Raw genomic sequence first — 8,001 nt, 5'->3', positions numbered from 1 at the left:
TTCTCCCCAATGCCGTCATTGTGCCCCAGATGGGCGGTTGTGCAGAGGTTCCTTAGCTCGCCAGCGTCCAATGACACAGTGCCGCTAGCGCTGCTGTTTCACTGCGTAGCACCCGCGCCCCCAACGACAGTGGCCGCCAGCCCGCCGCTAAAAGGGCTTGCTCTTCGGCTTCACTAAGCCCGCCTTCAGGGCCCACGATGAGCTCGATGGCGGCGTGCGACACGCGGACATCTGGCCATTGATGCAGTGGGCGCGCCTGGGTTTGCAGAGACAAAAAGACCTGCCAGGTAGATGCTCCTCTTGCATCGCGCTGCGCGTCGCACACTCCGCCATGAGCCAGCACCTGATCCAAGGTACGCACGGGGTGTATCTTGGGCACGCGATTGCGGCCGCACTGCTCGCAAGCGGCCACCGCTACCGCCTGCCAGTGCGCCACCTTTTTGGCCGCGCGCTCGCCACCTAGACGCAGCACGGTGCGTTCGGTCATCAGGGGTTGGACAGAGGCCACACCCAGCTCGGTCGCCTTCTCCACCAGCCAGTCCATGCGCTCGTTGGCGGGCATGCCCACCGCCACGTGCACTGCACGCACCGCCTCGCGCTCGACGGCGTGGTGGCTGAGCACACGCACCTGCACCGCCTGACGCCCCATCGCCACGACTTCAGCCCGCCACTCGCCGCCGAGCAGCGGGTCGCCAAACAGCGTCAGCGCATCGCCCGGCTGCAGCCGCAGCACCTGCACGTGGCGGCTGGCGGCCGCAGGCAGCACCAGCAGCTGGCCGGGTTGCAACGCCTCGGGGTGGTGGATGCGGGGTGCGCCCATCGCCCACTCAGCCCAAGCGGCCAAAGCTGTAGGCCACCGGCGCCTTGGTGCCCTCGATGGCGTCGAGGAGTTTGAGCAGTGGCGTCAACTCGCGGTAGCGCGCCGCCGTGTGGCGGATGTAGCCGATGAAGCGCGGCGTATCAGCCAGGTACTGCGGCTTGTCATCGCGCAGCGTCAGCCGCGCAAAGATGCCGGCCACTTTCAGATGCCGCTGCAGGCCCATCCACTCCACCGCGCGGTAAAACGCGCCGAAATCCTGTGCCCAGCCCTCGGCATCGAGCAACCCGGCGCGGCGCGCCGCCTCCCAATAGCGGATGGTCACATCCAGCACCACCTCTTCGTCCCAGCTCAGGAAGGCGTCGCGCATCAGGCTGGCGATGTCGTAGGTCAGCGGGCCGTGCACCGCGTCCTGAAAGTCCAGCACACCCAGGCGGCCGTCGGGCCGTGCCGGGTCGAAGCCGTCGTACGGCAGCATGAGGTTGCGCGGCATGTAGTCGCGGTGCACCCACACCGTGGGCTGCGCCCGCACGCGCTGCACGATCAGGTCGAACGCCGCCAGCAGCGTGCGCTGCTGCGCTTGCGTCAGCGTCACACCCCGGTAGCGCTGCACGTACCACTCGGGAAACAGCGCCAGCTCGCGCCGCAGCAGCGCCTCGTCGTAGGGGGGTAGCACCCCGGGCTGGCTGGCACGCTGCCAGTCCACCAGCGCCGCGATCGCATCTTTGAAGTAGGGCAGCGCAGCCTCAGGGCGTTCGGGGGCGAGCGTTTGCAGCAGGGTCTGCGCGCCCAGATCGGTCAGCAGCATAAAGCCCTGCGCCTCGTCCCAGGCCAGGATCTCGGGCACACGCACGCCGGCGGCGCGCATCAGCGCGGCCACCCGCACGAAGGGGCGGCAGTCCTCGTGCACGGGCGGCGCATCCATGATGATCAGGGTGCCGCCGCCGTGCGCCGGGGCACGCTGCAGGCGAAAATAGCGGCGGAAGCTGGCATCGGCGCTGGCCAGACGCAGCGTTTCGGGCAGCACGCCATGTGTCGCGGCCAGCCCCTGCAGCCAGCGCCCGAAGGCGGCTGCACGCGCCGGGTCGGCCCACACGATGGCCGAAGAAGACGGATCGGTCGGGGTACTCATGGATAATCGACGGCATTCTACGAAGTCAGCCCCGCGGTCTAGACCGCGGGGCCTTGCTTGCGCTGCGGTGTGTTCGTGAAACCCCTGTTGCCGGCCGGTGTCGCGGCCATCTCCCGCCTGCACAGCCCGCGCCTGTCGCGGCTGGGGGCGGCACTGGCAGCCGTGGTGGCACCGCTGTCGGCTGGCGCACAGGGCCTGGTCCTGCAGCCGTCCCTGGCGCTGGAAGAGACGCTGCCGCCCACGGTGCGCGGCAAGACGCCAGCAGTGGTGGAAGGGGCACAGATCCACGGTCAGGTGGACGGGGAGACAGTGGTGCAGGGGCAGGCCGTGCTGCGCCGCCACGACGTGCTGCTGCGCGCCGAGCGCCTGACGCACGATGCACGCACCGACACCGCCATCGCGGAAGGTGGGGTGCGCGTGGTGCGCAGCGGCAATGTCTTCGAAGGGGAGCGGCTGCGGCTGCAGCTCGACACCTTCGAAGGGCGCTTCGAGGACGTGCGCTTTCGGTTTCTGCGCACCGGCGGCCAAGGCGAAGCCAGCCGGGTGGACTTTTTGGACGAGCAACGCGCCGTGGCGCACCAGGTGCGCTACAGCACCTGCCCGCGTCCGCCCACGGGACCGTGGACCCCGGCGTGGGCCATCACCGCCGACGAAGTGCTGTTCGACCAGGGCACCGACACCGGCGAGGCGCGCAGCGGGCGGCTCGAGTTTCAGGGGGTGACGCTGCTGGCGGCACCGTGGATCAGCTTTCCGCTGTCGAATGCCCGCAAGAGCGGGGTGCTGCCGCCGTCGCTCAATATGGACAACCGCAGTGGCTTGGAGACCACTGTCCCCTACTACTTCAACCTGGCACCCAACCGCGACGCGACGCTGTACCCGACGCTGATGACGCGCCGCGGCCTCGACCTGGGCGGGGAATATCGATATCTGGAGCGTGACTACGCGGGGCAGGTGCGCGCCGCCTGGATGCCGAGCGATCGTCTGCGCAACCGCGACCGCTGGGCGTACGCGCTGCAGCATCAGCACGCGCTGTCCGGCCTCACGGGGCTGCCCGGCACAGGCTTGCGCATACAGCTCAACCGCGTCAGCGACGACGACTACTGGCGCGACTTTCCGCGCACCAGTGTCATCACCAACCTGGCGCAGCGGCTGCTGGACAACCAGGTGGTGCTCAGCGGCGGGCAGGGGCCGTGGCAGTACAGCCTGCTGGCGCAACGCTGGCAGACACTGGGAGCGGCTGCGGCCCTGGGCGCGCTGCAGACTGGGCAGATTTTGGCCCCCTACGACCGGCTGCCGTCGCTGGCGTTGCGCTGGGTTCCGGCGTATCCCTGGGCAGGAGCGGACGATGGCTGGCGCGTGCGCGCCGACGCCGAACTGACCCGCTTTCAGACCCGGCGCACCCCCACCATTTGGGACGGCGTCAGTGTCGGTGACCAGCGCACCGACGTCGGCGGAACCCGCATGCTGGGCGTGCTGAAGATCGGCCGTCGCTGGGAGGCCCCGTGGGGCTTCATCGAACCGAGCTTGCGCTGGCACTTGCGTCACTACACGTTCGATCAGCCACTGGGCGATGGGCGGCGCAGCCTCAACTTGGCCCTGCCCACCGTGGCGCTGGACAGTGGCCTGGTGTTCGAGCGCAGCGCCGAGCTGTTCGGGCGCACCGTAGCCCAGACACTGGAGCCGCGCGTACTGCTGTCGGCCACACCCTACCGCGACCAGCGCCTGCTGCCGGTATACGACAGCGCGGCCTACGACTTCAACCTGGCCACCATCTACACCCCCAACCCCTACGGCGGCCACGACCGCATCGCCGATCTGCGCGCGCTCACCTATGGTGTGACGACCCGGTTGTACGATACCGCCGACGGGCGCGAGCTGCTCACGGTGGGCGTGGCCCAGCGCCTGCGCCTGAGCGATCAACGCGTCACCCTGCCCAACGAAAGCCCCGCGGAGCAGGGCCGCAGCGACGTGCTGATTGGCGCCAGCGTGGCCTGGACGCCGACTTGGAGCACCAGCGGCACCTGGCAGTACAACGCCGCCCGCCGCACCTCGGTGCGCACCGTGCTGGCGGCGCGCTACCAGCCCGGGCCGTACCGCGTGCTCAGCGTGGCCTATCGCAACAACGAGACCACGGTCATCCGCAGCCAGCAGCTCGACGTGGCCTGGCAGTGGCCGCTGGCCGCCCTGTGGGGCGGTCCGCCGCCGACGCCGCGGCCCGGGCAGGCGCTGGGGCCTGGGCAGTGGTACGGCGTGGGACGCGTGAACTACAGCTTCACCGATCGTCGCCTCATCGACCTGGTGGCCGGCTTCGAATACGATGCCGGCTGTTGGATCGGCCGCGTGGTGCTGGAGCGCCAGCAGCAAAGCGCCAACAGCGCCAACCAGCGCATCCTCTTCCAGCTGGAGTTTTCAGGCTTCTCGCGTCTGGGTACCAGTTCGTTGCAGGCCCTGCGCTCGCACATCCCCCGCTATCAGTATCTGCGCGAAGATCTCAATCCGCCCAGCCGCTTCGAACGCTATGAATGAACCGTCTCGTGTCGCCCGGGCCGCCGCCGCTGCCCTGACCGTCGCGCTGCTGGCAACGCCGCTGGCGGCTGCCGCGCAGTCCCGCTCGCAGCCGGTGGCCACCGCCGACTACGTGGTCGTGCTGGTCAACGGCGAGCCCATCACCCTCAGCGACGTGCGCACCCGGCTGGCGCGGCTGGAACTGCCCGCCGAGCTGCCTGCCGCCGAGCGCGCTGCGCTGGCGCAGCGGGTGCTGGAGCAGCTCATCGACGAACGTGTGCTGCTGCAGTGGGCGCGCGACAGCGGCATCCGCGTCGACGACAGTGCGGTCGATGTCGCCGAAGCCGAGGTGGCGCGGCGCAACGGCCTCAGCGTCGCCCAGCTACGCGAGCGCCTGCCCGATGCCGGGCTGACCGTGGCCACCTTCCGCGACAACCTGCGCAACGAGCTGCTGCTGCAACGCCTGCGCGAGCGCGAGGAAGCGCGCGTGCGCGTCAGCGAAGCCGACATCGACGCCTTGTTGCGCGAGGCGCAGACCGACCCCGCGCGCACGGTGCTGGAGCTGGCCCAGGTCTTTGTCGCGGTGCCCGAAAACGCCAGCAGTGACACCGAGGCGCGCGCGCGCGCACTGGCCGAGGATGTGGCACGCCGCGCCCGCAGCGGGGAGGACTTCGCCGCCTTGGCGCGTCAACATTCCAGCGCCCCCGAAGCCGCCCAAGGCGGTCGGTTGGGACTGCGCAGCGCCGACCGCTACCCCACCCTGTTCTGGGAAGCGGTGCGCGCAGCGCGCCCCGGCGACATCGTCGGGCCGGTGCGCAGCGGCGCGGGCTTTCACGTGCTGCAGGTGCTCACCCGCCGTCCGGCCGACCTGCCCGACCCGGTGGTGACGCAAACCCGCGTGCGCCACATCTTGCTGCGCGCCAGTGACGAAGCGAGCCAGCGCGACGCCGTCGCGCGGCTGCAAGCGCTGCGCGAACGCATCGTCAGCGGGCAGACCCCGTTTGAGGCCGCCGCGCGCGAGGTCAGCCAGGATGGCACAGCGCGCGAGGGCGGCCTGCTCGGCTGGGTAAGCCCGGGCCAGTTGGTGCCGGAATTCGAGCAGGCGATGGATGCGCTGGCGGTGGGGGTGGTCTCGGCGCCGGTGGTCTCGCGCTTTGGTGTCCACCTGATCGAGGTGCTGGAGCGCCGCCAGGTCGAGCGCAGCGCGCGCGAGCAGCGCGATGCGGTGCGCGCCGTGCTGCGACAGCGCAAGGCCGACGAGGCGCTGCAGGAAGTGGTGCGCGAGCAGCGCGCACGGGCCTACGTCGAACAGCGCGAGCCCCCCCAGTGACCCCGCGCCACGCCCCTGTCAGCGATGGCCATCGCGCGCGCAAGCGCTTCGGCCAACACTTCCTCAGCGATCCGGCCATCATCGACGCGCTGGTGCGCGCCATCGACCCCGAACCGGGCGACTGCATGGTCGAGATCGGGCCCGGTCTGGGGGCATTGACGCAGCCGCTGGTGGAGCGGCTAGGGCGGCTGACCGTCATCGAACTCGACCGCGATCTGGCCGCACGCCTGCGCCGCCACCCGCAGCTCGCCGTCGTCGAGGCCGACGTGCTGACGGTGGACTTCGGCGCCCTGGCGCAACGCTGCGGTAACGGCACGCCGCACGCCATCATGGCCTGCGGGTCACCGCCGCCCGCAGCGACGACGGCAGCGCCGCCACGGCCCCTGCGCGTGGTGGGCAACCTACCCTACAACATCTCCACGCCCATTTTGTTTCACCTGCTGCGCTGGGCCGACCAGGTGCAGGATCAGCACTTCATGCTGCAAAAGGAGGTGGTGGAGCGCATGGTGGCCGCCCCCGCCACCGCCGCCTATGGGCGGCTGAGCGTGATGCTGCAGTGGCGCTACGCGATGGAGGCGGTGCTGACGGTGCCACCAGCGGCATTCGAGCCGCCGCCACGCGTCGACAGCGCCGTGGTGCGCATGCAGCCTTGGGCGCAGCCGGCCGTGCTGGACGTGGCACTGTTGCAAGAGCTGGTGCAGGCTGCGTTTTCGCAACGCCGCAAGCTGCTGCGCCACACGCTGGGGAGCTGGCTGGAGGAACGCGGCTTTGGCGGCCAGTTCGACCTGCAGCGCCGCGCCGAAGAGGTGACGGTGCCCGAGTACGTGGCGCTGGCCCGCGCGCTGGGACCGAACACCTGAGCGGCTGCAGCCATCGGTCCCGGTACCCCGTCGGCCTGCGCGCAGCAGGGAGCGCGGACGAGGTCGTGCGGGCCGTCGCCACGGAATACCCCATCCCCCGCCCACAGCTGAGGGGATACTACCGTGGCGGCCAACCGATCGTCACTCCTCAGAGGGATCGAGCTCAGGCCGCGCTGAGCCAGTAGCCGGCGTTGAACGGGCTGCTCATGCGCAGCGCCTGCGGGCTGACGTCCACCAGCTTGTCGGTCAGCAGCGGCTCATCGCTGGCGGCCAACTCGGCCGGCTTGGGCGCGCGTGCCACCGAGAACGAATAAAAGCAGCGGAATGGCACCTTACGTTCGGCCCAGAAATCGGCCACGTCGCGGAACACATCCAGCAGCTGCTCGCGCGCTTCCTTGTCGAACTTGGGGCTGGTGGGGATGTGCTCCAGCACCACGATGAAGCCAGTTTGTGGCCCCGACTTGTACACCGTATCGGTCAGGCAGTCGTACAGCGCATCCAGATTCTTGCCGTTGTGCGGCGGCAGCTGGAATTGGGCCGAAATCAGCTCCAAGATGTCCTGCTTGTTTTGCGCCGTGGCCAGATTGGCATACAGGAAATGGTGGCCCAGCGTCTCGGCCGCGCTCTGCAGACCGCTGACCGTGTGGGCGCGAATCGACTGAACGATGTTGGGGCGAACGTTGCGCAGAGGCTGTTCGTTGGTCATGGCGTCAAACGGAAAAAAGGTCAGGTAACCGGGGATTACGTCACGGCACGATGCGGCGAAAGCTCGCGTAGTGATCGGCCGTGTAGTAACAGGCGTCGGGCACGGTGGGCTCCCAGCCGCCGCAGACGATGCGGCGCGCGCCGCGGTGACGCACGCCGGGTGTGGGCACCGTGTATTCCCGGTAGTAGCCACGCTTGTACACCGGCAGCAGCCGCTCGCGATTGAAGAACACCGTGCCGTCCTTGTCATACGGGAAGGGCCCCCCTTGGCGGATCAGGCGCATGACCTCGCGCGCTTCGCGCGGCAGCTCGGCCAGCGCAATTTCGGCGCTGGCGCCGACCTCGGCGCCCGGCGGGCCGCTGCGGGCCCAGCCCGGAGCACCGCTGCCCAGCGCTGCCAGCGCCAGCACCACCGTCGCCAGCGCCGTCGCCGCGCGCCGCCACCCCCGACGGCGGGCGTCGCCCCGCGTCGCTGTGCCTTCACCCATGCGCAGCCGATCCTCAGTTGGGGTTTACCCTGAAAATCAAGCGCGCAAGTGTGCCCCAAGCGGCGTCTGAATGCAAGATCTTGACAAAGCCTGGATTTTGTGTCTGCCGCAGCAATGCTGGGCGGGGCAGGGGCCGGCAGCGTCTGGGCCGCGCCAGCGTTTAA

Annotated in this window: 6 protein-coding genes and 1 pseudogene; 3 read left to right on the top strand and 4 right to left on the bottom strand. The window is 69.6% G+C overall.

Annotated elements, in window-relative coordinates:
* Positions 1–52: 52 nt before the first annotated feature.
* Together V7Z54_RS09005 and V7Z54_RS09000 are read right to left on the bottom strand one after the other, a co-directional pair.
* Entirely contained in the window at positions 53–820 is a 768-nt protein-coding gene (locus V7Z54_RS09005; protein ID WP_334135977.1) for a 16S rRNA (uracil(1498)-N(3))-methyltransferase, read from the bottom strand.
* A gap of 7 nt (positions 821–827) precedes the next feature.
* Entirely contained in the window at positions 828–1,949 is a 1,122-nt protein-coding gene (locus V7Z54_RS09000; protein WP_334135976.1) for an aminoglycoside phosphotransferase family protein, read from the bottom strand.
* Between the two features lie 75 nt (positions 1,950–2,024).
* Here V7Z54_RS09000 and V7Z54_RS08995 point away from each other — a divergent pair, with 75 nt between their 5' ends.
* The 3 genes from V7Z54_RS08995 to rsmA are packed head-to-tail and all read left to right on the top strand — an operon-like array spanning position 2,025 to position 6,644.
* The gene (locus V7Z54_RS08995; protein WP_334135974.1) at positions 2,025–4,475 is read left to right on the top strand and encodes an LPS-assembly protein LptD; all 2,451 of its coding nucleotides are present in this window, start codon (positions 2,025–2,027) and stop codon (positions 4,473–4,475) included.
* On the top strand, positions 4,468–5,784 hold the full coding sequence (locus V7Z54_RS08990; protein WP_334135973.1) for a peptidylprolyl isomerase: 1,317 nt from the start codon (positions 4,468–4,470) through the stop codon (positions 5,782–5,784). Before V7Z54_RS08995 ends, V7Z54_RS08990 begins: the two co-directional genes overlap by 8 nt.
* Positions 5,781–6,644, top strand: a complete 864-nt coding sequence (rsmA, locus tag V7Z54_RS08985; protein WP_334135971.1) for a 16S rRNA (adenine(1518)-N(6)/adenine(1519)-N(6))-dimethyltransferase RsmA — start codon at positions 5,781–5,783, stop codon at positions 6,642–6,644. Before V7Z54_RS08990 ends, rsmA begins: the two co-directional genes overlap by 4 nt.
* Before the next feature lie 304 nt (positions 6,645–6,948).
* On the opposite strand, the pseudogene V7Z54_RS08980 reads toward rsmA, so the two are convergent.
* Positions 6,949–7,350: pseudogene (locus V7Z54_RS08980) on the bottom strand (barstar family protein); the annotation flags it as partial.
* A 40-nt stretch (positions 7,351–7,390) separates the two neighbouring features.
* A complete protein-coding gene (locus tag V7Z54_RS08975; protein WP_334135969.1) occupies positions 7,391–7,837 on the bottom strand; it encodes a ribonuclease domain-containing protein in 447 nt (148 codons plus the stop codon).
* Positions 7,838–8,001 lie beyond the last annotated feature (164 nt).

This window comes from Tepidimonas sp., from assembly GCF_036824975.1.
Lineage (GTDB): Bacteria > Pseudomonadota > Gammaproteobacteria > Burkholderiales > Burkholderiaceae_C > Tepidimonas.
Note: the sequence above shows the minus strand (reverse complement) of the source record. Positions and strands in the feature narration are given on the sequence as shown.